This is a genomic window from Streptomyces sp. NPDC059917 (genome assembly GCF_042730635.1).
In the GTDB taxonomy this organism is placed as follows: domain Bacteria; phylum Actinomycetota; class Actinomycetes; order Streptomycetales; family Streptomycetaceae; genus Streptomyces.
The window spans coordinates 97,359-120,773 of the sequence record NZ_JBHWLC010000022.1 but is presented as its reverse complement, the minus strand read 5'-3'; the positions used below and the strand labels follow the sequence as shown (position 1 = coordinate 120,773).

The window sequence follows — 23,415 nt, the reverse complement described above, 5'->3', positions numbered from 1 at the left end:
CGCCACCGGTGACCGGTGGCGGGGCCCCTCCCTCCCCGCTGTCGCGGCCGGGCCGCGTCAGTTCCCGGGGAAGTGACAGGCCACCTCGCGTCCCGCGACCGACCGCAGGACGGGCCGCTCGACGCGGCAGACGTCCTGCGCCTTGGGACAGCGCGGGTGGAAGGAACACCCGGGCGGCGGTGCCGCCGGGCTCGGCGGGTCGCCGAGCAGCACGATCCGCTCCCGCCGCCGCTCGGCCGCCGGGTCGGGCAGCGGTACGGCGGACAGCAGCGCCCGCGTGTAGGGGTGCTGGGGGTCGGCGTACAGCGCGTGCTTGTCCCCGATCTCGACGATCCGGCCGAGGTACATCACGGCGACCCGGTCGCTGACCCGCTTGACCACCGACAGGTCGTGGGCGATGAACACGTAGGCCAGCCCGAGTTCGCGGCGCAGCCGTTCCATCAGGTTGACGATCTGCGCCTGCACCGAGACGTCGAGGGCGGAGACCGGCTCGTCGGCGATGATCAGGCGGGGGCTGGTGGCCAGGGAGCGCGCGATGCCGATGCGTTGGGCCTGGCCGCCGGAGAACTCGTGCGGATAGCGGTCGATGTGCTCGGGGATCAGTCCGGTCAGCTCCATCAGCTCGGCGGCCCGGCGGCGGGCGTCGGCCGCGCTCCAGCCCTGCACCATCAGCGGGTCGGAGATGATCCGGGCCACCGTCTGGCGGGGGTTGAGCGAGGAGTGCGGATCCTGGAACACCATCTGGAGGTGGCGGCGCAGCGGTCGCAGGGCGCCCTGGGAGAGGCGGGTGATCTCCCGGCCCTCGAAGGCGATGCTCCCCGAGGTGGGCTCCAGGAGGCGGACCAGCATCCGGCCGGTGGTGGACTTCCCGCAGCCCGACTCCCCCACCAGGCCGAGGGTTTCCCCAGCCGCCAGCTCGAAGGAGACCCCGTCGACGGCCCGGACGGGCGCGCCCTTGCGGCCGGTGGCCGAGCGCTTCCCGGGGAAGGCCATGGTCAGGTCGCGCACGGACAGCAGGGGCGGCGCGTCGGCCGCGGCGCCGGTGGTGGTCGTGGTGGTCGTTTCGGTCACCGGGAGGCCTCCTGGACGGGACCCGCGGCCGCGGGTGCGGCGCCGGGGCCGGCGAAGTGGCAGGCCACCCGGCGCCCGGGGCCCGCGTAGGGGTCGAGAGCGGGGCGGACCGTGGCGCACCGGCGGCGCTCCGCCTCCGTGCCCGCGGCGGCGCGGGCGCAGCGCGGGGCGAAGGCGCACCCGGGGGCGGGCTCGCGCAGGGAGGGCGGGGAGCCGGGGATGGTCCGCAGCGGCTGGTCGTCGGCGTCGTCGAGCCGGGGCAGCGACTCCAGCAGGCCCCGGGTGTAGGGGTGCGCGGGGTCGGCGAAGAGCTGGTCGACCGGGGCCTGTTCGGCGGCCCGGCCGCCGTACATGACCAGGACCTCGTGGGCGACCCGGGCGACCACGCCGAGGTCGTGGGTGATCATCACGACGCCGAGGCCGCGGTCCTGCTGGAGCCGGGCGATCAGTTCGAGGATCTGGGCCTGGACGGTGACGTCGAGGGCGGTGGTGGGCTCGTCCGCGATGAGCAGGTCGGGTTCGCAGGCCAGTGCCATGGCGATCATCGCGCGTTGGCGCATGCCGCCGGAGAACTGGTGCGGGTACTCCCCGGCGCGGCGGGCGGGTTCGGGGATGCCGACCTCGCCGAGCATGTCCACGGCGCGTTTGCGCGCGGCGGCCCGACCCGCCTTGAAGTGCACCCGGAAGTGCTCGGCGATCTGTTCGCCGACCGTGTAGTAGGGGTGCAGGCTGGAGAGCGGGTCCTGGAAGATCATGGCCATCTTGCGGCCGCGCAGCCGGGACAGCTCCTTCTCGCCGAGCGTGGTGAGTTCGCGGCCGTCCAGGGCGATGGAGCCGCCGATCTCGGCGCCGCGGTGCAGCCCCATGACGGCGAGCGAGGTGACGGACTTGCCGGATCCGGACTCCCCGACGATGCCGAGGGTGCGGCCGGCCTCGACGGTGAAGCCGAGCGAGTCCACGGCGCGGACGGTGCCGCGCGGGGTGGTGAACGTGACGTGCAGGTCGCGCACTTCAAGGAGAGCGGCCATCAGTACCTCACCCTCGGGTCGATGACGGCGTACAGGAGGTCGACGACGAGGTTGGCGACGACGATGAAGAAGGCGGCGAGCAGGGTGACCCCGAGGACCACCGGTTGGTCGGAGCTGACGAGGGCGCCGTAGAAGAGCCGTCCGATGCCGGGGAGTCCGAAGATGGACTCGGTGATGACGGCTCCGGCGAGCAGGCCGCCGAGGTCCATGCCGAAGATGGTCAGGATGGGGGTCATCGCCGAGCGCAGGCCGTGTTTGACCACGACGGTGCGTTCGGGCATGCCCTTGGCCCGGGCGGTACGGATGTACGGCTCGGCCATCGCCTCGATCATCGAACCGCGGCTCTGGCGCGCGTACATGGCGGCGTAGAGCAGCGCGAGCGCGGTCCAGGGCAGCAGCAGGTTCGTGGCCCAGCCGAGCGGATCGTCGGTGAAGGGCTGGTAGCTGGGGTAGGGCAGCAGGTCGGCGACGCGGATCACCCCGTAGATCAGCATCACGGAGGTGAAGTAGACGGGCAGCGAGGCGGCGGCGACGGCGCCGACCATCAGGGCCTTGTCGGTGGCGGTGTCCTTGCGCAGGGCGGCGGTGACCCCGGCGCCCAGGCCCAGCACCAGCCACAGGGCCGCGGCGCCGACGGCGAGGGAGGCCGAGACCGGGAGCCGGTCCATCAGCAGGTCCCACACGGGCAGGGAGTTCTCGTAGGAGTAGCCCAGGCACGGGAAGTCGCAGGTGACGGCGTACGGGCCGGTGCCCTGGCTGCGCCCGGTGAAGATGCCGGTGAGGAAGTCGAGGAACTGGCGCCACAGCGGCTGGTCGAGGCCGAGGTACTCGCGGACCGCGGCGATCCGTTCCACGCTGCAGGTCTTGCCGCAGGCGGCGGCGGCCGGGTCGGAGGGCAGGACGTAGAAGATGACGAAGGTGACGGCGGCGATGGCGAGCAGCACCCCGGCGAGGGCGAGCAGGCGGCGCAGGAGGTAGAGGATCACGTGCGGCCGCCCCGCGGGTCGAGGATGTCGCGCAGTGCGTCGCCGAGCAGGGTGAAGGCGAGGACGGCGAGGAAGAGGAAGGCGCTGGGGATGACGAAGTACATGGGGTCGGTCTCGTAGAAGGCGACGCTCTCGGCGATCATCTGGCCCCAGGACGGGGTGGGCGGGCGCACGCCGACGCCCAGGTAGCTCAGGGCCGCCTCGGTGCTGATCATGCCGGGGACGAGCAGGGTGGTGTAGGCGATGACGGGGCCGGCGACGCCGGGGAGGATGTCCCGGGTCAGGATCCGCCAGGCGCCGGCGCCGCCGACCCGGGCCGCGTCGACGTACTCGCGGTGTTTGAGGGAGAGGGTCTGGCCGCGCACCACGCGGGCGATGCCGGGCCAGCCGAAGAGGCCGATGACGGCGGTCATGAGGACGATGCGGTTGACGTCCTTGGCCACCGACAGGACCGCGATCATGAAGATCAGGGACGGGAAGGACATGGTCAGGTCCATCAGCCGGGACAGGACGGCGTCGGTGCGGCCGCCGAAGTACCCGGCGGCGATGCCCGCGGCGGTCCCCGCGAGGACGACGATCGCGGTGGCGGTGAAGGCGATCAGGAGGGAGACCTGGGCGCCGTGGACCACGCGCGCGAACAGGTCGCGGCCGGTGACCGGTTCGACGCCGAGCCAGTGTTCGGGGCCGATGCCGCCGAGGTCGCCGAGCGGGAGGCCGCCGAGGTAGGGGTCGATGGCGCTCTTGTCGAAGGTGTCCGGGTCCCAGCCGCCGAGGGCGCCGAGCCAGGGGGCGGCGGCGGCCATCACGACGAAGAGGACGACGACGGCGAGGCTGACGCGGACGGCGGGGCGGCGGCGCAGTTCCCGCCGGGCGAGCTGCCAGGGGCTGCTGCCCGGGGGGACCTCGGCCGCCACCGCCCCGGGGGCGGTGGCGGATGCGGTGTCGGTCATGGTCAGCCCTGGCTCTTCGCCGGGTCCTTGAGACCGACGGTCGCGTAGTCGATCTGGCCGACCCAGACGGGGTGGCCGAAGGCGCCCGCGATGTTGGGTCCGACCAGCAGCGGCTTGCGCTCCAGGAAGAGCGGGACGGACGGGGACTTGGCCATGATGGCCGCGTCGAGGTCGCGCCACGCCTGGTTGGCCTGCTTCGCGTCGGCCATGGCGTTGATCTCGTCGATCCGCTTCATCGTCGCGTCGTCACGGAACTGGCTGTTGTTGCCCTGGTTGCCCTTGGGCTTGATGGTGCGTCCGTCGAAGACGAAGGGGATCCAGGTGGAGCCGGAGGGGTAGTCGGGACACCAGCCGCTCATGGTCATGTCGGGCGTGGTGGACAGGTCACCGATGACGTCGTAGTAGGCGCCGGGGTCGACGGTGTCGATGACCACCTCGACGCCCGCGCGGGCCAGGCCCTGCTGGATGGCCTCCGCCTTGCCCTTGTCGCCGGTGGAGACGGACAGCGAGACCTTGAGGCTCTCCTTGCCCGCGGCCTTGAGCAGCTCCTTGGCCTTGGCGGGGTCGCCGGCCGGTGCGATCTTCAGCGGGTCGGCTTGCTTGCCGCCGGCGAGCGCGGGCGGCAGGTAGGAGGTGGCGACCTCGGTGAGGGCCGGGCCGCCGCCCGCGGTGACGATGGCCTCCTTGTCGACCGCGTACTGCATGGCCTCGCGGACCTTCGGGTCGTTGAAGGGGGCGCGGGAGTTGTTGAGGTTGAGCATCGTGGTGCAGCCCTGGGACTCGGCGAGCAGCCGCTTCTTGATCTCCGGCTTGGGCAGCACCTTGGGGGCGCTCTCGGGGCGCATGGTGGCCCATTCGACGGTGGAGGCGTCGGCGCCCTCCCCGGCGATGATGCGGTCGTCGATCTGGCCGCCCTTGAGGCCCATGACCACGACGAACTTGTCGGGATACGCCTTGCGGACGCTGTCCGTCTTGGGGTCCCAGTGCTCGTTGCGGACCAGGACGAGCTTCTTGTCCCGGTCGTAGGACTCGATCTTGTACGGGCCGGAGGAGAACGGGCGGGCGTCGTACTGGGTGCCCTTCTCCTGGGCCTGCGGGACCGGGGCGAAGGTCGGCAGGGTCGTGGTCGCGGAGAACTCGGCGACGGGCCGCTTCAGTTCGAAGACGATCGTGCGGTCGTCCGGGGTCTTGACCGAGTCCAGGTGCTTGCCCTGGAGGGGGCCCTTGTAGCCCTCGGTGCCGGCCAGGTACTGGGCGGCGTAGTCGGGCCCGCCGGTGAGGTCCGGGGCGAAGGAGCGCTCGACGTTGTACTTGATGTCGGCGGCCTTGATCGCGGTGCCGTCCTCGTACTTCAGGCCCTCCTTGAGGGTGAAGGTCCAGGTGCGGCCGCCGTTGGAGGGGGTGCCGAGGTCGGTGGCGAGGTCGGGGACCAGCTCGCTGCCGCCCTTGCCCGGTTCGGCCTTGAAGGTGACCAGGGTGCGGTAGAGGAGCCGGGTGCCGAAGTCCATGGTCGGCATCACCCAGTTGCGGGCCGGGTCGAGGTGGGCGAAGTCCTGGTTGGACAGGACGGTAAGGGTGCCGCCCTTGGCCGGGGTGCCGCCGATGATCAGGCCGTCGTTGGCGGCGGCCGGGTTGGGCCTGCCCGCGCCCGCGCCCTCGGAGCCCTTCTTGGTGCCGGAACAGCCCGAGGCGCCGAGTGCGAGGGCCGCCACCAGGGCGGTGGCGAGGGCGAGTTGATGGCGCTTGGTCATGGGTCACTCCAGGGAAGGGCCGCGCTCTACGATGTGACCGGTAACATAGTAATGTGAAATTGCACTGACAAGGGGTCTGCACCGCCGTTATCCAGCCGTGTCCAAATACGGCGCGCGGCGGGCGAGTTGGGGCCGCACATGCCACCGGGGCCCCGACCGTTCAGGAGGTCGGGGCCCCGGTGGGGCGGGCGCGGCGGCCGGGGCGGCGGCCGCCGCCCATCAGGCCCGGGTGGCCGCCGCGCCGCCCAGGCGGACCGTGCTGCGGCCGACGGGCTCGTCGCGGCCCTGGGCCCACAGCGAGCGGACGTGCCCGAGGTGGCGGGTCATGCAGGCCTGGGCCGCCGCCGCGTCGCCCGCGATCATCAGGTCGAGCAGCTCGACGTGCTCCTCGGCCGAGGAGACCAGCTTGCCCGCCTCGTCCAGGCCCGTGAGCCCGTACAGCCGGGAGCGCTTGCGCAGGTCGCCGACCGTCTCGACGAGCCGGTCGTTGCCGGCGAGGGCCAGCAGCGAGAGGTGGAAGCGGCGGTCCGCCTCCAGGTAGCCGATGAGGTTGTGCTCGCGGGCGCTGGTGACGATCTCCTCGGCGATCGGCCGCAGGGCCTCCAGCTGCGCGACGGTGGCGATCTCGGTGACCCGGCCGATGGTCGGCACCTCGATCATCGTGCGCAGCTCGGTGTACTGGTCCAGGTCCCGCTCGCTGACCTCGGTGATCCGGAACCCCTTGTTGCGCACGGGCTCCACCAGGCCCTCGCGGGCCAGGTCCAGCATCGCCTCGCGCACCGGAGTGGCCGAGACCCCCAGTTCGCCGGCCAGCCCGGGCGCCGAGTAGACGTTGCCGGGGCGCAGTTCACCCGCTATCAGGGCTGCCCGCAGGGCGTGCCCGACCTGGTCGCGGAGCCGCTCCTGGGCCTTGATGAGACTGTTCTGCTTCAGGTCACCCATAGCTTTTCCTCCGAGGATCGCAGAGGCACAGCGTACAATGTCACGTTTCGCCGTTGCCCCCGGCGGCCGTGTACAGGGCCACCGCCACGGCAAGATCCTCCCAGGCCATGCCCACGCTCTTGAAGAGCTGTGGACAACCCTGCGGCCGCGCGCCCGCCGACCGCCCCGCGACCAGGTCGGCCAGGGTGCCGTTGATATGACCGGGGCCGATGGCGCCCTCGGCCTCCGGGATCAGCAGGTCCCCCGCCTCGCGCAGCGCGGCCGCGCGGGACTCGACGTAGACGGCGGCCCGGCGCACCAGCGCCGTGTCCACCTCGCGGGCGTCCGGCTCGTGCGAGCCCACCGCGACCACGGTGGCGCCGCCCGCCACGAGCCGCCCGTCGAAGAGCGGTTCGCGGGCGGTGGTGCAGCACAGGACCAGGTCCGCCCCGGCCACGTCGCCGGGGCCACCGGCGCGGGCGGGCACGCCGCGGGTGCGGGCGTGCGCGACCAGCTTCTCGACGCCCGCCGGGTCACGGGCGACCACCACCACCTCGGCCAGCTCCCGCACCGCCCGCGTCGCTTCGAGGTGCCCGTACGCCTGGGGGCCCGACCCGAACAGGACGAGCCGCAGCGGCCGCCCGACCGGGGCGAGGTGGCGCAGGGCCAGGGCGGAGACGGCCGGGGTGCGCAGGGCGGTGAGGGCCGCCCCGTCGAAGAGGGCCAGCGGGCGCAGGGTGGGGCCGTCCAGCAGCAGGTAGGAACCGGTGATCCGGGGCAGCCCGCGGGCCGGATTGCCGGGGGCCACCCCGGCGACCTTCACCCCCGCGTACGCGCCGGACGCGGCAGGCATCAGCAGCAGTTCGCCGCCGGGCACCGCCAGGGCGGTCCGCTGCGGGCAGCCCTCGGGGTCGGGGCCCTCGCGCAGCGCGTCCGCCAGGGCGTCGACCGCGGCGGCGGGGGTGAGCAGGTCCGCCATCCGCGCGGCCGAGAACTGGGGCAGCGCGCCGGGGTCGGCGCCCGCGCCATCGGCGCTCACAGGGCGAATCCGGTGCCGAGGACGTCGTGCGGGTCGCGCAGGAAGACGTGCTCGCCGGTGCGGTGGGCGGTGCCGGTGACCTCGGTGACCAGGCCGTCGGCGGCCGGTCCGGCGGAGTCGGCGGGCCGCAGCACCCGCCCGGTGAAGACCGTGCCGGTGACGGACTCGTGGAGCAGGTCCTCGTGCGCGCCCAGCCGACCGTCCTCGGCGAGGAGCGCGAGCCGGGCGGAGGTGCCCGAGCCGCAGGGCGAGCGGTCGATCTGGCCGTCGCCGAAGACGGTCACGTTGCGCTGGTGGGGCCCGAAGGGGGTGTCGGGCAGTTCCTCGTGGAGGATCACCCCGTACACCCCGGACAGCAGCGGGCCGTCCGGGTGCCAGGTGCCCGGGTGGCCGGCCAGCGCCGCCCGGATCTCCTGCCCGGCCCGCACCAGCGCGGGCAGCGCCTCCCGGTCGGTCTCCAACCCGAGGTCGCGTGCGGCGACCGAGGCGTAGCAGGCCCCGGCGTGCGCGAGGTCGACCTCGACCACGCCGTAGGAGGTGGCCACGGGCACCTTGCGGGCGGTGACCCTGGCCGGGACGTTGCGGAAGGTGACCCCGGTGGTGCGGCCGGCGGTGCGGTGGACGGTGGCGGTGACCCGGCCGGACGGTACGTCGATGCGCACCCGGGCGTCGCCGTCGTGCGGGGCGGGGACCAGCCCGCTGTCCACGGCCCAGGCGCCGAGCGCCATCGTGCCGTGTCCGCAGGCCGTGGAGTAGCCGTCCTTGTGCCAGAAGAGCACCCCGAAGTGGGCCCCGTCGTCATCGGGCGGGACCACGAACCCGCCGTACATCCCGGCGTGCCCGCGCGGCTCCTGGACGAGCAGGCGGCGTACGTCGTCCAGCGCGCCCCGCCGCGGCGCCGTGCCGCTGCCCCCGGGGCCGATGGCGGTGGCGCAGCGCTCGGCCACCGTGTCCCCGGGCACCGGCGGGAGGCCGCCGGTGACGATCCGGAAGGGTTCTCCGGCGGTGTGGTAGTCGGTGGTCCGCACGGACGCGGGCGCGGCGGTCGGGTCGTGCGGGGCGTGCTCGGCGGTCACAGCTGGAACCCTCCGGGGAAGGGGTCGGACGGGTCGAGGAAGTACTGGGCGGTGCCGGTGATCCAGGCCCGTCCGGTGACGGTGGGGACGACGGCGGGAAGGTCGCCGACGGTGGTGTCGCCGATCAGGCGGCCGGTGAACTCGGTGCCGATGAAGGACTCGTTGACGAAGTCGCGGCCGAGCGGGAGGAGGCCCCGGGCGTGCAGCTGGGCCATCCGCGCGGAGGTCCCCGTACCGCAGGGCGAACGGTCGAACCAGCCGGGGTGGATGGCCATCGCGTGCCGGGAGCGTTCGGCGTCGGAGCCGGGGGCGGCCAGGTAGACGTGCTTGACCCCGCCGATGGAGGGGTTCTCGGGGTGGACCGGCCGGTCCTCGCCCGCGTTGATCGCCTCCATGATCGCGAGTCCGGCGGCGAGCAGGTCGTTGCCCCGGGCGCGGTCGAAGGGCAGGCCTAGGGCGTCGAGTTCGACGAAGGCGTAGAAGTTGCCGCCGTAGGCGAGGTCGTAGGTGACGGTGCCGTGGCCGGGGACCTCGGTCTTGAGGTCGAGGCCGACGCAGAAGGAGGGGACGTTGGTGAGGGTGACGTGCTCGGCCACCCCGTCCCGGACCTGGACGTCGACGCTGACCAGGCCCGCGGGGGTGTCGAGGCGGACCGTGGTGACGGGCTCGACGACGGGCACCATGCCGGTCTCGACGAGGACGGTGGCGACCCCGATCGTGCCGTGGCCGCACATCGGGAGCAGCCCCGACACCTCGATGTAGAGGACCCCGAAGTCGGCGTCGGGGCGGGTGGGCGGCTGGAGGACGGCCCCGCTCATCGCCGCGTGTCCGCGCGGTTCGTTCATCAGCAGGGTGCGGATGTGGTCCATGTGCGCGATGAAGTGGAGCCGCTTGTCGGCCATGGTGGCGCCGGGAATCACCCCGACTCCGCCGGTGATCACCCGGGTGGGCATGCCCTCGGTGTGTGAGTCCACGGCGTGGTAGACGTTGCGGGTGCGCATGGGGTCCCCCAGGAGTCTCGGCCGGCGGCCGGGCGGGCGAATGGGCGGGCGGTGGGCGGTGGGCGGTGGGCTAGTTCAGGCCCTCGGCGAGGGCCTTCTCGGTGGCGGCGCGGACGGCTGCCTCGATCTCGCCCGTGAGCGGGAAGCGGGGCGGGCGCACCGAGCCGCCGGGGCGGCCGGCCAGGTCCATGGAGAGCTTGATGGCCTGGACGAACTCGGTCTTGGAGTCCCAGCGCAGCAGCGGGTGGAGGGACCGGTACAGCGGCAGTGCGGTCTCCAGGTCGCCGGCGACGGCGGCCCGGTAGAGGGTGGCACAGGAGCGGGGCAGGGCGTTGGGGTAGCCGGCGATCCAGCCGACGGCGCCGGCGAGGGCGAGTTCGACCAGGACGTCGTCGGAGCCGATGAGCAGGTCGAGGCCCGGCGCGAGTTCGGCGATCTCGTAGGCGCGGCGGACGTCGCCGGTGAACTCCTTGACGGCGACGATGCTGGCGTCGGCGTGCAGCCGGGCGAGCAGCGCCGGGGTCAGGTCGACCTTGGTGTCGATGGGGTTGTTGTAGGCGACGACGGGCACCCCGGCCCGGGCGACCTCGGCGTAGTGGGCGCGCACGGCGTCGTGGTCGGCGCGGTAGGCGTTCGGCGGGAGCAGCAGGACGGATCCCGCGCCCGCTTCGGCGGCCTGTTCGGCCCAGCGGCGGGACTCGGCGCTGCCGTAGGCGGCGACGCCTGGCATGACGCGGGCCCCGTCACCGGCGGCCTCGACGGCGGTGCGGACGACCCGGGCGCGCTCCTCGTCGGTGAGGGTCTGGTACTCGCCGAGCGAACCGTTGGGCACGACGCCGTCGCAGCCGTTGGCGATCAGCCAGGCCACGTGGTCGGCGTAGGCGTCGTAGTCCACTGAGTGGTCCGCGCGCATCGGCAGCGCGGTGGCGACCATGATGCCGTGCCAGGGGCGGGTGCGGGGCGTGGCGGTGCTGGGCGCGGGGGTGTGCGCGTGCGTCATGACAGAACTCCTTATGTGATGTGTGACATTTTACTAGGGGGCGAAGGGCGGCCACAAGGGGTGTGGCCGCCCGATCGGCGCAGGCCGGTCAGTGGTCCGCGGGCAGCTCGGCGAGCTGGCGCAGCGGTACCGGGCAGGACAACGGCCGCCGGTCCGCGGCCGCTTCGTCCCCGGCGAGCGCCGCGACGGCGGCGCCGCACATCCGCCCCTGGCACCAGCCCATGCCCGCACGGGTGAGCAGTTTGACGGTACGGGCGTCCCGCGCGCCCAGGTCGGCCACGGCCTCCCGGATCGGCCCGGCCGGGACCTCCTCGCAGCGGCAGACGACGGCGTCGTCCGGCAGCCATCCGGTCCATCCGGACCCCGGGCGGTGGGCCGCGCCCATCGCGTCGGCGAAGGCCCGCAGCCGGGCCCGCCGACGCACGAGGGCGGCCGGGGCGGTCCGCCCCGCGATCGACAGGGCCGCCAACTCCCCTTCGACCAGGGCCAGTCCGGCGCCGCCGATGCCCCCGGTCTCGCCCGCCGACCAGACGCCGGGGACGGAGGTCCGCTGGCTCGCGTCGAGGTCGAGCGCCACCGTCCCGTCCGCCGCGCGCACGGTGGCGCAGCCGAGCCCGGTGGCCAGCTCCAGCTGGGGCACCAGGCCGTGGCCCACCGCGAGCGCGTCGCAGGGGATCCGGCGCTCGGTGCCGGGTACGGGCTTCCAGTCGCGGTCGAGCCGGGCCACGACCACGGCCTCCACCCGGTCCTTCCCCTGGGCCTCGACGACGGCGCGGCGGGTGCGCAGCCGCACCCCGTGGCGCAGCAGCGCCCCACCGTGGACGGCGCCTTCGACGAGCTTGCCGGGGTTGCGCAGCAGGGTGGGCACCCGACCGGCGTAGGCGGCGTAGGAGGAGGCCTCGACGACGGCGGGCACCCGGGCCCCGGCGGCGGCCAGGGAGCCGGCGACCGCGAGCAGCAGCGGGCCGCTGCCCGCCACCACGATCCGGCGGCCGGGCAGCACGAGGCCGCCCTTGAGCATGGCCTGCGCTCCCCCGGCCCCGATCACGCCCGGCAGGGTCCAGCCGGGGAAGGGCAGTTGCCGCTCGTGGGCGCCGGTGGCGAGCAGGACGGCGCGGGCCCGCAGGGTGACGGCGCGCTCGTCCTCGCCGCGGGTTCCCGCGACGGCGTGCAGCAGCAGGCCGCCCCCGTCGGAGCCGGGGTCGGCGGCGGGGACCACCGTCCAGACGTGGTGGGCGGGCAGGAAGGTGATCCGGCCCGCCGACTCGTGGGCGCGCAGGCGCCGTTCGCGGGTCTCGAAGGCGGCCCAGTCGTGGTGCAGGGCCTCGGGCCGGGCGGCGCCGAGCCCGGGCGCGGGGTGGCGGTAGTACTGGCCCCCGGGCTGCTCCCCGGCGTCGACGAGGGTGACGCGCAGGCCCAGGTCGGCGGCGGTGACCGCGGCGGCGAGCCCGGCGGGACCCGCCCCGACGACGGCGAGGTCAGACGGCGAGGTCGGCACGGCCGGTTCCCTCCTGGGTCGTGATGGCGTCCCCGGGCCGGGCCGGGACCAGGCAGGCGCGCTGGTTGGGGCGGCCGTTGACGGTGACGAGGCAGTCGTAGCAGCTGCCGATCCCGCAGAACGCGCCGCGCGGGGCGCCGCCCTCCCGGGTGGTGCGCCAGGCGAGGATCCCGGCGGCCCACAGCACGGCGGCGACGCTCTGGCCGCTCTGCGCGGGCAGCGTACGGCCGTCGAACTCGACGGTGTGGACGGCCGGGGCCGCGCCGCCGACGAGGTCGCGCGGTTCCCGGGAGCGGCGGGTGCGGCGCAGGCTGGCCATCAGGCTTCCTCCGTGAAGCGGTCGGGGCGGAAGGGCGCGGGGTCCAGCGGGGCCCCGACGCCGGTGAGGGCGGCGGCGATCAGGACGCCGGTGCCGGGGGCGAGGCCGATCCCGGCGCCCTCGTGGCCGCAGGCGTGCAGCAGCCCCGGGACGCGCGGGTCGGGGCCGATGGCCGGCAGGTGGTCGGGGAGGTAGGGGCGGAAGCCGTGGTAGGCGCGCAGCACCCGGACGTCGGCGAGGACCGGGAAGAGGGCGGCGGCCTGGGCGGCGAGGCGGCGCAGGGCTTCGGTGGACAGACCGCGGTCGAAGCCGACCCGTTCCCGGGTGGCGCCGATGAGGACGGGGCCCGCGGGGGTGCCCTCGACCACGGCGGAGGACTGGAGGGCGGCGGAGCCGCTGGCGACGTCGGCGATGTAGTCGGCGGCGTACACCTTGTGCCGCACCACGCGCGGGAGGGGCTCGGTGACCAGGACGAAGCCGCGCCGGGGCATGACGGGCAGGGTGGTGCCCGCGAGCCCGGCGACCGCGCCGCCCCAGGTGCCGGCCGCGTTGACGACGGCGGGGGCGAGCAGTTCGCGGCGCGCGGTGCGCACGCCGCGCACCGCGCCGCCGGTCGAGCGCAGCACCGCGGTGACCTCCTCGCCGGTGAAGAGGCGGGCGCCGGAGGCGGCCAGCAGTCGGGCGGCCGCCTGCGCGGGCTGGACCTGGGCGTCCTCGGGATAGTGGAAGCCGCCCGCGAGGCCGGGGGCGAGGTGCGGCTCCAGGTCGTGGAGGGCCCCGCCCGCCACCTCGGTGGCCCGTACGCCGACGGCGCGCTGTCCGTCGGCGAAGACCCGCAGGGCCTTCAGGGTGGCTTCGTCGGGGGCGACGACCAGGCCGCCCTTGGCCTCGTACTCCGTCTGCGCCGGGAGGTCCGCGGCCAGTTCGCGCCACAGGGTGGTGGAGAGCAGCGCGAGGTCCAGTTCGGGGCCGGGCCCCTTGTCGGAGACGAGCAGGTTGCCCTCCCCGGCGCCGGTGGTGCCGCCCGCGACGGGGCCGCGGTCGACGACGGCTACGGAGAGTCCGGCGCGGGTGGCGTAGTAGGCACAGGCGGCTCCGACGACGCCCGCGCCGATGATGACGGCGTCCAGGGGCGCGTCCGTGGGTGGTCTGTTGGGCACGGCAGTAATATGTCACATTCTTTATCGGTCATCCAGGGTGTGGCCGGACCGGTCCCGCCCCCCGTCGAACGGGACCGGTCGGCGCTCGATCAGCTGCGGAGCGGGCCCTCGCAGCTGTAGCTCGACGTGCCCGCGACCTTGTTCGACCAGATCTCCACGGCGCCGAAGGAACAGTTCATGTCGGCGAGGTTGTTGGAGACCGCCCCCGCCCGGTCGAGGATGAAGTAGTCGACCGTCTCGGACATGTCCTTGAAGTTCTGGTCGTCGCTGCGCCAGTTCTTCAGGTTCGCGGTGATGCGGCCCGTACAGGTGAAGCGGCGCTTGCCGGGGTCGCCGTTCTCCACGCAGTCGGGGGTGTTGTAGGTGGCGGACGCGAAGGAGGACTTCACCGACGCGAGCGCGGAGTCGCGCAGCCGGTCGTTGGCGGTGAAGACGGTGTTCGGCACGTACAGGTCGTTCACCTTGGCGATCTGCGCGTCCAGGAACTTGTCGTAGTCGCGCTGGAGGTAGCTGTCCGAGCCCATCCGCACGCGCCAGGCGTCGTAGCCCGCCACGTCGTTCGCGCGCAGGTGGGTGTACATCTCGCGCAGCGCCGAGGGCTTCTCGTTCCACAGGAACTCGAAGAACGTGCCCGCGTAGTTGTAGAAGCGGAAGCCGTCGCCGTCGTAGGTCGCGCTGAGCAGCTGCTGGACGCTCATCCGCGGCCCGCCACCGGCGGTGTCGTTCATGACCCCCTTGACCAGGGACTTGCGGACGGCGATGCCGTTGTCGCGGGTGGCGCCGTCGAAGAACTCCGCGGTGCCCTCGTCCATGGCCGTCGTGCGGTCGTTCTCGTACCAGGGGCCCTGGCCGAAGAAGCCGGGCACGGCGTAGCGGCCGTTGAGGTAGTGGGTGTACTCGTGGCGGAACAGCTCCTCCAGCGTGAGGGAGGAGTCCTGGGGCACCCGGCGCTGGTAGGTGTAGAAGGTGGCGCCGTTCTCGATGTAGACGCCGCCGTTGTTGGTGCCCATGCCGGTGAGGATCGGGTGGTAGTTCTCGTAGTCGGCGCGGGAGGCGTACAGCACGATGTTCAAGGTGGTGTTGGGGTCGCCGGCGAGCGGCTGGTCGGTCCCGAGCACCCGGTGGAACTGGGTCTTGACCTGCTTGCTCGCGTAGTAGAGCTGGTCGACGGTGGCCCGGTCGAGGGCGGTGCGGACCTTGATGCCGCCGTTGTCGTAGGAGTAGGTGTTGGGGAAGAGCTGCTTCTCGATGTCCTCCTTGCACACCCCGTACTGCTTGCAGGCGTTGTAGGTGTTGAGCCAGGACACCACCTTGGCCCACTGCTCGCTGCCGTTGCCGAAGGTCGCCCTGACCGGTTCGAGCAGGGCGCCGAGGTCGGCGGATATCTGCGCCTGCAGGCCCTCGACCTGGCCGAACCGCCCGTACTCGCTGATCGCGTCGCGCGCCGCCCAGGCGTTGACGGTGCCCTTCAAGTGACCGTAGCCCGCGTAGGCCTTGAACGCGGCGCGGTAGGCGGGGTCGGCCGCGACCGCCGCGTGGAAGGCGGCGTCGTTGTTGCCCGGATAGACGCCCAGGTAGTTCACGGACAGACCGGCCAGGACCGCGCCCGCCCAGGAGGCGTCCAGGTTGGTCTGCGGGTGCGCCGGGTCCAGGGTGACCAGGACCTTCTTGATCAGGCCCACCTGGTGCTGGCGCAGGCCCGGGGCGCTGCCGGCGTAGAGGGCCTCGCGCAGGGTGCGGGCGTTGGAGGCGCTGACGTCGAAGGTGCGGGCGGCGGCGCCGAAGTCGGCGATCGCGCGGCGCATGGCGTCGACCGTCGGGGCGTCGGTGACGTCGATCTCGGTGCGCGAGTAGTCGTGGTAGGCGACCGCGTGCAGGTAGGTGAACATCTCCTCCAGGTGCGAGGAGTTCCGGCCGTCGTGCGCGGCGGCCAGGCTCGATATCCGCCGGGACACGGCCTGGACGTGGGCGTCGGACATCACCGGGGCGAGCCGGGCGTCCCAGGTCCAGATGAGCCCGCGCAGGCAACCGTCTGCGGTGACCGCGGAGTCGCCGAGGAAGTCGGCGAACTGCTCCGGGCTCAGGCCCGTGATGCCGTCGAGGGTGCAGGGGACGCCCGCGGTCACCAGGGCGCTCGGGGCGGCGCCCCGGGCCGTCGCCCCGCCCGCCTTCTCCGCGCCGCGGTCGGCGAGTTGGGTCGCGCTCGGGGCGGGGGCCGGGGCGGGACCCGCGATCCTGCCCGGCTCCTGGCCGGTGCCCGGCGCGGGGGCCGGGGCGTTGGTGAGCGCCGGGGCGCTGGCGAGGCGGTCGACCTCGTCGAAGGGGTTCTGACCGGCCGGGGCCTGGGCCGGGGCGGCGGGCGTGCCCGAGGCGAACGTCGCGGGGACCGGGGCGGAGCCGGTACCGGCCGTCTGGGCCACGACCTGGCCCGCGGAGGCGAGCAGGGTCACCGTGACGGCGGCGGCGAGGAGGGACGTACGCACAGCTCTGTGCTGGGACACCGGGAACTCCTGGTTGCGGTGAGGGAGGTGGGGGAGGTGCAACTGCCCTGATTCACACGGCGTTTGACGGGGATTAACTGGCCGCCGTGTGACCTGTAACATAGTAATGTGAAATTGCACTGACAACCCCTGTGCGCCCACCAGTTCACGCCTTCCCAGGGAGCTTTCGTGACCGACCGCATCTCCCGCCTCAATACGGGCAGCCACGATCTGCCCGTATCGGCCGAGTTGTCCGCCTTCATGTCCGGAAACTGGTCCGCCTCACCCCTGCCGACCGACGCCCGGGTCGCCGCGCACGCGGTCACCCCGGCCCGGCGCGCCCGTCTGTCGGCCCGCTTCCCGGGCGAACGGCTGCTCGTCCCGGCGGGCGAACTCAAGGTCCGCTCCAACGACTGCGACCACCGCTTCCGCCCGCACAGCGCCTACGCCTGGCTCACCGGCCTGACCGGCGAGGACCAGGTGGGCCACGTGCTGGTGATGGAACCGGCCGGGCCGCAGGGGCACGAGGCCGTCCTGTACCTGCGCCCGCGCTCGGCGCGCACCGACGGGACCGAGGAGTTCTACCGGGACCGCCGCTACGGCGAGTTCTGGGTCGGCCGGCGCCCCGACCTCGCCGAGGCCGAGCGGCTCACCGGCATCCGCTGCGCCCACCTGGACACCCTGGGCACCCCCGACGCCCGCGACGCCTCGCGCGATCCGGCGCTCGCCACCGCCCTCTCCGAGCTGCGCCTGGTCAAGGACGCCTGGGAGGTGGGCCAGTTGCAGCTCGCCGTCGACCACACGAGCGCCGGTTTCGAGGACGTCGTGCGGGCGCTGCCGCGCGCGCTGGCCCACCCGCGCGGCGAGCGCTGGATCGAGGGGGTCTTCGGGCTGCGCGCCCGCGCCGAGGGCAACGGCACCGGCTACGACACGATCGCGGCCTCCGGCGCGCACGCGTGCGTGCTGCACTGGATCCACAACGACGGCCGACTGAACCGGGACGAACTCCTGCTCCTGGACGCGGGCGTGGAGACCGACACCCTCTACACCGCCGACGTCACCCGCACCCTCCCTCTCTCCGGCCGCTTCTCACCCGTGCAGCGGCAGGTGTACGAACTGGTGCTGGCCGCGCAGGACGCGGGCATCGCGGCCCTGCGCCCCGGGGCCAGCTTCCGCGACTTCCACCGGGCCGGGATGCGGGTCATCGCCGAGGGGCTCGCCGACTGGGGCGTCCTGAAGGACGCGGAGGGGGACCTGCACCGCCGCTACACCCTGTGCAGCAGCGGCCACATGCTGGGGCTGGACGTCCACGACTGCGCACAGGCGCGCCAGGACGCCTACCTGGACGGGGTGCTGGAGGAGGGGCAGGTCCTCACCGTGGAGCCCGGCCTCTACCTCCAGCCGGACGACGAGACGCTCCCGGCGGAGCTGCGGGGCATCGGCGTGCGGATCGAGGACGACCTGGTCATCACCGCGCAAGGAGCGCGCCTGATGTCGGGCGCGCTCCCCCGCACGGTCGCGGGCATCGAGGAGTGGATGGGGACGCTGATGGAGGGCTGACCCCGCGGGGTCCAGACCGCCCTACCGGCCGCCGCGCCACCCGGCGTCGTGGTTCCAACCACTGTTGTCCCAGTTGCCGTTGCCGTCGTTGTTCCAGTTCCCGTCGTGGTTCCAGTTCCCGTCGTCGTGGTTCCAGTGGTCGTTGTTCCAGCTGCTGTTGTCCCAGTTGCCGTCGTGGTTCCAGCTGCTGTTGTCCCAGCCGCTGTCGTGGTTCCAGTTGCCGTCGTGGTTCCAGTTGCTGTCGCCGCTGTTGTCCCAGCACCAGCTGGGACGGTCGTCCCCGCGCGAGGGGTCGCAGCAGGTGCGCCAGTCCTGGCCGCGCCAGTTGTCGGAGCACCACCAGGTCTGCGGCTGGGTCTGTGGGGCGGTCTGCGGAAGGCCCGCGGCGACGGCGCTGCCGAGGGGGGCCAGGCCCAGCAGGATTCCGGCGGCTCCGGCGACGATGGCCGGGGCGATCGCACGGCGCATGTCCATGCACCTCCGAGTATCGGAGAGGAACTACAAGAAAAGGGGCATATCAACCCTAGGCGAGGAGTGCGATGCCGTCGAGTTCGACCATCGCCTGCTCGTCCCAGAGCCGGGTGGTGCCGATGACGGCCATCGCCGGATAGTCGCGACCCGCCAGCCGGTGCCAGATGCGGCCCAGCTCCGGGGCGCAGGCCCGGTACTCCGCCACGTCCACCGCGTACACGGTCACCCGCGCCAGGTCGGCGGGGGTGCCGCCGGCGGCCGCGAGGGCGGCCAGCAGGTTCCCCAGGGCCCGCTCGAACTGCTGCGGCAGGGTGTCCCCCACCACCTTGCCCGCCGCGTCGAGCGCCGTCTGGCCCGCCAGCAGGACCAGCCGGGACCCGGTGGCCGCCACCGCGTGCGAGAAACCGGTCGCCGGGGAGAGCCCGGGCGGGTTGATGCGTTCGATCACCGGTCCACCCCCGCCGGGCCGTGCCCCGCCTGCCCGCCGTACAGCGATCGCGCGATGATCGTGCGCTGCACCTCGCTCGCCCCTTCGTAGATCCTCGGCGCCCGCACCTCCCGGTACAGGTGTTCCAGCAGGTGGCCGCGCTGGAGCGCGACCGCGCCGTGCAATTGGACCGCGTGGTCGACGACGTACTGCGCCGTCTCCGTGGCCAGCAGTTTCGCCATCGCCGCCCGCCGCGGCACGTCCGGCGAGCCGCTGTCCGCGTCGTACGCCCCGGCCGCCGCGTAGACGAGCAGCCGGGCGGCCTCCGTGCGGGTGGCCATCTCGGCGACCCGGTGGGCCACCGCCTGGAGGTCGCCGAGCACGCCGCCGAAGGCGGTGCGGTGCGCGGTGTGCGCCAGCGTCGCGTCCAGGGCCGCCCGGGCCATGCCGACGGCGAAGGCGCCCACGCTGGGCCGGAAGCGGTTGAGGGTCTCCATGGCGACCCGGAAGCCGCGGCCCGGCTCGCCCAGCAGGTCCTCGGGTCCCACCGGCACCCCGTCGAAGCGCAGGGCGCCGATGGCGTGCGGGGAGAGCATGTCGAGCGCCTCGCCGCTCAGGCCGGGCCGGTCGGCGGGGACCAGGAAGGCGCTGACGCCCTTGGCGCCCGGCCCCTCACCCGTGCGGGCGAAGACGGTGTAGAAATCCGCTTCGGGGGCGTTGGAGATCCACCGCTTCTCCCCCGACAGCCGCCAGCCGCCGACCCCGTCCGGCCGCGCGGCCAGCGCCAGGGCCGCCGCGTCCGAACCGGCGCCCGCCTCGCTGAGCGCGAAGGCGGCGACGGTGCGACCCGCCCGTACGCCGGGCAGCCAGCGCTCGCGCTGCGCCGCGCTCCCGGCGCTCAGCACCGGGTGCGCCCCCAGCCCCTGGAGGGCCAGGGCGGTCTCGGCCTCGGTGCAGCCGTAGGCGAGGGACTCCCGCAGCAGGCACAGCTCCAGCGCGCCCGCGCCGAAGACGCGCTCCAGCAGGCCGTGTTCGCCGAGCGCCGCCAGCAGCGGCCGGTTGACGCGCCCCGGTTCACCTTTTCCGGCGAGCGGGACGAGCCGCTCCGCTGCCAGCGCGCGCAATCGCTCGCACCATTGTTCCTGTTCCGGGTCGAGCGCGAATCCGGCCATCCGATGCCTCAGTTCTCCGCTTGGGCCACTGGGATCCTGCCGTACCAGTCTTATCGCGTGCGGTTGACTGTCGTCACCATCACGATACGCTCGTGACGCGTCCGCACGGCCGGCACCACCCCATCCGGGACCGTCGCAAGGGGGCGAACCCGCCTTGAAGCTCATGCCTTCCGCCCATGCCGACACCTTTGCCCGTGACCACCTGCCGCCCGACCACGAGTGGCCGGAGCTGCTCTTCCAGCTGCCGGAACTGGCCTATCCGGACCGGCTGAACTGCGGGGCCGAGCTGCTCGACGCCACGGTCGCCCGGTTCGGCGCCGACCGACCGGCCTTCCGCACCGGCTCCGGCGAGGTCTGGTCGTACGGCGAGCTGCGCGAGCGGGTGGACCGCCTCGCCCACGTGCTCACTGTCGATCTCGGCGTGGTCCCCGGCAACCGCGTGCTGCTGCGCGGACCCACCGGGCCCTGGCTCGCCGCGTGCTGGCTGGCGGTCATGAAGGCGGGGGCGGTGGCCGTCACCGTCCTGGCCCAGCAGCGGTCCCAGGAACTGGCCACGGTGTGCGAGATGGCCGAGGTCCGGCACGCCCTGTGCCACGCGGACGTGACGGCGGACCTGGCCCGGGCCGAGGTGCCCGGGCTGCGGATCACCCCCTACGGCGGCGAGGACCCCGACGACCTGCTGCGACTGGCCGAGCGCAGCCCCGCCACGCCGTACCGCGCCGTGGACACCTCGGCCGACGACGTGGCGCTGATCGCCTTCACCTCGGGCACCACCGGGCGGCCCAAGGGCTGCATGCACTTCCACCGGGACGTGCTGGCGGTGGCCGACACCTTCTCCCGGCAGGTCCTGCGGCCGCGGCCGGACGACGTCTTCACCGGCAGCCCGCCGCTGGGCTTCACCTTCGGCCTGGGCGGGCTGGTGGTCTTCCCGCTGCGGGCGGGGGCCTGCGCGCTGCTGCTGGAGCAGGCGGGGCCGCGGATGCTGCTGCCGGCGCTCGCCGAGCACCGGGTGACCGTGCTGTTCACGGCCCCCACCGCCTACCGGGCGATGCTGGACGAGCTGGCGGCGTACGACATCTCGGCGCTGCGGCGCTGCGTCTCGGCGGGCGAGAACCTCCCCGCCGCCACCTGGCACGAGTGGTACGAGCGCACCGGCCTGCGCATCATCAACGGCATCGGCGCCACCGAGCTGCTGCACATCTTCATCTCCGCGGCCGACGGGGACATCCGCCCCGGTACCACCGGCCGGGTGGTGCCGGGCTGGCAGGCGCGGGTGGTGGACGGCGCGGGCCGGGAGGTGGCCGACGAGGAACCGGGGCTGCTGGCGGTGCGCGGTCCGGTCGGCTGCCGGTACCTGGCCGATCCGCGGCAGGGCGAGTACGTGCGGGACGGCTGGAACGTCACCGGTGACACCTACGTCCGCGACCGCGACGGGTACTTCCGCTACGTCGCCCGCGCCGACGACATGATCATCTCGTCCGGTTACAACATCGCGGGCCCGGAGGTCGAGGAGGCCCTGCTGCGCCACCCGGACGTGGTCGAGGCGGCGGTGGTCGGCCGCCCGGACGAGCGACGCGGTCAGATCGTGGTCGCCTACGCGGTGGCCCGGCCCGGCGCCGAGCCGTCCGAGGAGGAGCTGCGCGCCTTCATGCGGGCGGAGCTGGCCCCCCACAAGTGCCCGCGCGCCTTCGTCTTCCTGAGCGCGCTCCCGCGGACTCCCACGGGGAAGCTGCAGCGCTACCGGCTGCGCGATCTAGAGTGATCCCGTGGCCGAGCAGCACACCCCACGATCCTTGATCGTCACCTTCTACGGCGCCTACGGGCGCACCTTCGACGGGCCCGTCCCGGTGTCCGCCCTGATCCGCCTCCTGGGCGCGGCCGGGGTGGACGCCCCGGCGGTCCGCTCCTCGGTGTCCCGGCTCAAACGGCGCGGGTTCGTCCTCCCGGCGCGCGGGGCGGACGGCGCGGCGGCGTACGACCTCTCGGAGGAGGCCCGGCAGCTGCTGGCGGACGGCGACCGGCGGATCTACTCCGGCGCCGGTGGCGACGGCGGCGGCGAGTGGCTGCTGGCCGTCTTCTCCGTGCCCGAGGAGGAGCGGCACAAGCGCCACCTGCTGCGCTCGCGCCTGGCCCGGCTCGGTTTCGGCTCGGCCGCGCCGGGCGTGTGGATCGCCCCGGCGGCGCTGCACGACGAGACCCGGCACACCCTGGAGCGGCTCCAACTGACCCCGTACGTGGACCTGTTCCGCGGCGCGCACCTCGGCTTCGCCGCCACCGCGCAGGCGGTGTCCCGCTGGTGGGACCTGGCGGGCCTGGCCAAGCAGCACGAGGAGTTCCTCGGGCGGCACGAACCGGTGCTGCGCGGCTGGCTGTCGGGGCCCGGGCCGTCGGCCGAGCAGGCCTACCGCGACTACCTGCTGGCGCTGGACTCCTGGCGGCGGCTGCCGTACGCCGACCCCGGCCTGCCCCGCGAGCTGCTGCCCTCCGACTGGCCGGGCGAGCGCGCGGCGGCGGTCTTCGCGGAGCTGCACGCCCTGCTGTGGGAGCGCGGGGCCGCCTTCGTCCGGCCCGGGTCACCGGAAAACTGAGGTGCCCGGGCCCGCCGCTCCCCCGCACAATGGCCCATGACCTGGACTTTCACTGAGGACCTGACGGCCTACCTGGATGCGGCGGGCGCGGTGGTCGCCGCGGATCCCGTGTCCAACACCCTCCTGCTGACCACCGCGGACGCGCTGCGGCGGCGCGGTACGCACGCCTTCGGCGACGGCACCCCGTACTTCGGCTGGTGGACCGACCCGGACGGGGTGGTCCGGGCCGGGCTGGTGTGCACCCCGCCCAACCCGCTGCTGGTGGGATCGCTGCCGGGCCCGGCGCTGAGCGCGCTGGCGGCCGCCCTGCACACCGAGCCGCTGCTGGCCGGGGTGGCCGGCTTCAACGCCCGGCGGGCGGACGCGCGGGTGCTGACGGAGGCCTGGGGGCGGCCGGTCGACGTCGAGGAGAACCGGCTGTTCCGGCTGGGCACCCCGGTGGCGCCGGACCCGGCGCCCGAGGGTGCGGTGCGGCGGGCCGCCGAGGAGGACCTGCCGCTGCTGCTGGAGTGGTTGGGCGCCTTCGCCGACGAGGCCGACACCCCGCGGGCCGGTGCGCCCTGGGTGCGCGACCGGCTGGGCTACGGAGGGGTGCTGCTGTGGCAGGACGCGGCCGGGACGCCGGTCTCCATGGCGAGCTTCTCGCGACCGCAGGCCGGGGCCGCGCGGGTCGGCCCCGTGTACACCCCGCCCGGCGCCCGTGGGCGCGGCTTCGGTGCGGGGGCGACGTACGCGGCCACGCTGGGGGCGCGGGCGGCGGGTGCGGCCGAGGTGATCCTGTTCACCGACCTCGCCAACCCCACCAGCAACCGCCTCTATCCGAGGCTCGGTTACGCCCCGACCGGCGACCGCTCGGTGGTCCTGGCCCGCCGGGAGCCCACCCCGACCCCGTAGGGCACCGCCGCCCCGGTCACGGC

At 73.9% G+C, this 23,415-nt stretch carries 21 protein-coding genes; 4 read left to right on the top strand and 17 right to left on the bottom strand.

The annotated features are described in order from the left end of the window. Positions 1 to 57: 57 nt before the first annotated feature. The 14 genes from ACFWAR_RS15775 to ACFWAR_RS15710 form a co-directional block, all read right to left on the bottom strand. Complete coding sequence (locus ACFWAR_RS15775; protein WP_385777298.1) at positions 58 to 993, bottom strand: ABC transporter ATP-binding protein; 936 nt, start codon at positions 991 to 993, stop codon at positions 58 to 60. 74 nt (positions 994 to 1,067) lie between these two features. Further along, positions 1,068 to 2,099, bottom strand: coding sequence for an ABC transporter ATP-binding protein (locus ACFWAR_RS15770; RefSeq protein WP_385777286.1), 1,032 nt, complete (start codon positions 2,097 to 2,099; stop codon positions 1,068 to 1,070). Continuing rightward, entirely contained in the window at positions 2,099 to 3,085 is a 987-nt protein-coding gene (locus ACFWAR_RS15765; RefSeq protein ID WP_385777284.1) for an ABC transporter permease, read from the bottom strand. The genes ACFWAR_RS15770 and ACFWAR_RS15765 overlap by 1 nt, the downstream gene beginning before the upstream one ends. Further along, positions 3,082 to 4,035: an ABC transporter permease gene (locus ACFWAR_RS15760; RefSeq protein ID WP_385777282.1), complete on the bottom strand. Its 954-nt coding sequence runs from the start codon at positions 4,033 to 4,035 to the stop codon at positions 3,082 to 3,084. The genes ACFWAR_RS15765 and ACFWAR_RS15760 overlap by 4 nt, the downstream gene beginning before the upstream one ends. Before the next feature lie 2 nt (positions 4,036 to 4,037). Further along, positions 4,038 to 5,786, bottom strand: a complete 1,749-nt coding sequence (locus tag ACFWAR_RS15755; protein ID WP_385777280.1) for an ABC transporter substrate-binding protein — start codon at positions 5,784 to 5,786, stop codon at positions 4,038 to 4,040. A 219-nt stretch (positions 5,787 to 6,005) separates the two neighbouring features. Next, positions 6,006 to 6,728, bottom strand: a complete 723-nt coding sequence (locus ACFWAR_RS15750; RefSeq protein ID WP_385777278.1) for a GntR family transcriptional regulator — start codon at positions 6,726 to 6,728, stop codon at positions 6,006 to 6,008. Between the two features lie 40 nt (positions 6,729 to 6,768). Continuing rightward, on the bottom strand, positions 6,769 to 7,686 hold the full coding sequence (locus tag ACFWAR_RS15745; protein ID WP_385777296.1) for an ornithine cyclodeaminase family protein: 918 nt from the start codon (positions 7,684 to 7,686) through the stop codon (positions 6,769 to 6,771). 56 nt (positions 7,687 to 7,742) lie between these two features. Further along, positions 7,743 to 8,822, bottom strand: a complete 1,080-nt coding sequence (locus ACFWAR_RS15740; RefSeq protein WP_385777276.1) for a proline racemase family protein — start codon at positions 8,820 to 8,822, stop codon at positions 7,743 to 7,745. Beyond that, positions 8,819 to 9,823, bottom strand: a complete 1,005-nt coding sequence (locus ACFWAR_RS15735) for a proline racemase family protein (RefSeq protein WP_385777274.1) — start codon at positions 9,821 to 9,823, stop codon at positions 8,819 to 8,821. The genes ACFWAR_RS15740 and ACFWAR_RS15735 overlap by 4 nt, the downstream gene beginning before the upstream one ends. A gap of 70 nt (positions 9,824 to 9,893) precedes the next feature. Further along, positions 9,894 to 10,823 (bottom strand): dihydrodipicolinate synthase family protein, encoded by a 930-nt coding sequence (locus tag ACFWAR_RS15730; RefSeq protein WP_385777272.1) that lies wholly within the window; start codon positions 10,821 to 10,823, stop codon positions 9,894 to 9,896. Between the two features lie 88 nt (positions 10,824 to 10,911). After that, positions 10,912 to 12,321: an NAD(P)/FAD-dependent oxidoreductase gene (locus ACFWAR_RS15725; protein ID WP_385777270.1), complete on the bottom strand. Its 1,410-nt coding sequence runs from the start codon at positions 12,319 to 12,321 to the stop codon at positions 10,912 to 10,914. Beyond that, entirely contained in the window at positions 12,302 to 12,640 is a 339-nt protein-coding gene (locus tag ACFWAR_RS15720; protein ID WP_385777268.1) for a (2Fe-2S)-binding protein, read from the bottom strand. The genes ACFWAR_RS15725 and ACFWAR_RS15720 overlap by 20 nt, the downstream gene beginning before the upstream one ends. Next, positions 12,640 to 13,800, bottom strand: a complete 1,161-nt coding sequence (locus ACFWAR_RS15715) for an NAD(P)/FAD-dependent oxidoreductase (RefSeq protein ID WP_385777266.1) — start codon at positions 13,798 to 13,800, stop codon at positions 12,640 to 12,642. Before ACFWAR_RS15715 ends, ACFWAR_RS15720 begins: the two co-directional genes overlap by 1 nt. A gap of 89 nt (positions 13,801 to 13,889) precedes the next feature. Beyond that, entirely contained in the window at positions 13,890 to 16,301 is a 2,412-nt protein-coding gene (locus tag ACFWAR_RS15710) for a collagenase (protein ID WP_385777264.1), read from the bottom strand. 168 nt (positions 16,302 to 16,469) lie between these two features. On the opposite strand from ACFWAR_RS15710, the gene ACFWAR_RS15705 reads away from it, so the two are divergent. Then, on the top strand, positions 16,470 to 17,840 hold the full coding sequence (locus ACFWAR_RS15705; protein WP_385777262.1) for an aminopeptidase P family protein: 1,371 nt from the start codon (positions 16,470 to 16,472) through the stop codon (positions 17,838 to 17,840). Between the two features lie 21 nt (positions 17,841 to 17,861). On the opposite strand, the gene ACFWAR_RS15700 is transcribed toward ACFWAR_RS15705, so the two are convergent. Genes ACFWAR_RS15700 through ACFWAR_RS15690 form a run of 3 tightly spaced genes read right to left on the bottom strand, consistent with a single transcriptional unit; the run spans position 17,862 to position 19,910 of the window. Continuing rightward, entirely contained in the window at positions 17,862 to 18,308 is a 447-nt protein-coding gene (locus ACFWAR_RS15700; RefSeq protein ID WP_385777260.1) for a hypothetical protein, read from the bottom strand. A gap of 55 nt (positions 18,309 to 18,363) precedes the next feature. Continuing rightward, entirely contained in the window at positions 18,364 to 18,759 is a 396-nt protein-coding gene (locus ACFWAR_RS15695; protein ID WP_385777258.1) for a RidA family protein, read from the bottom strand. Next, positions 18,756 to 19,910 (bottom strand): acyl-CoA dehydrogenase family protein, encoded by a 1,155-nt coding sequence (locus tag ACFWAR_RS15690; RefSeq protein ID WP_385777256.1) that lies wholly within the window; start codon positions 19,908 to 19,910, stop codon positions 18,756 to 18,758. The genes ACFWAR_RS15695 and ACFWAR_RS15690 overlap by 4 nt, the downstream gene beginning before the upstream one ends. A 163-nt stretch (positions 19,911 to 20,073) precedes the next feature. On the opposite strand from ACFWAR_RS15690, the gene ACFWAR_RS15685 reads away from it, so the two are divergent. The 3 genes from ACFWAR_RS15685 to ACFWAR_RS15675 are packed head-to-tail and all read left to right on the top strand — an operon-like array spanning position 20,074 to position 23,392. Next, the gene (locus ACFWAR_RS15685; RefSeq protein ID WP_385777294.1) at positions 20,074 to 21,672 is read left to right on the top strand and encodes an AMP-binding protein; all 1,599 of its coding nucleotides are present in this window, start codon (positions 20,074 to 20,076) and stop codon (positions 21,670 to 21,672) included. A 4-nt stretch (positions 21,673 to 21,676) separates the two neighbouring features. Beyond that, on the top strand, positions 21,677 to 22,498 hold the full coding sequence (locus ACFWAR_RS15680) for a PaaX family transcriptional regulator C-terminal domain-containing protein (protein WP_385777254.1): 822 nt from the start codon (positions 21,677 to 21,679) through the stop codon (positions 22,496 to 22,498). 36 nt (positions 22,499 to 22,534) lie between these two features. After that, positions 22,535 to 23,392, top strand: a complete 858-nt coding sequence (locus tag ACFWAR_RS15675) for a GNAT family N-acetyltransferase (RefSeq protein WP_385777252.1) — start codon at positions 22,535 to 22,537, stop codon at positions 23,390 to 23,392. Positions 23,393 to 23,415 lie beyond the last annotated feature (23 nt).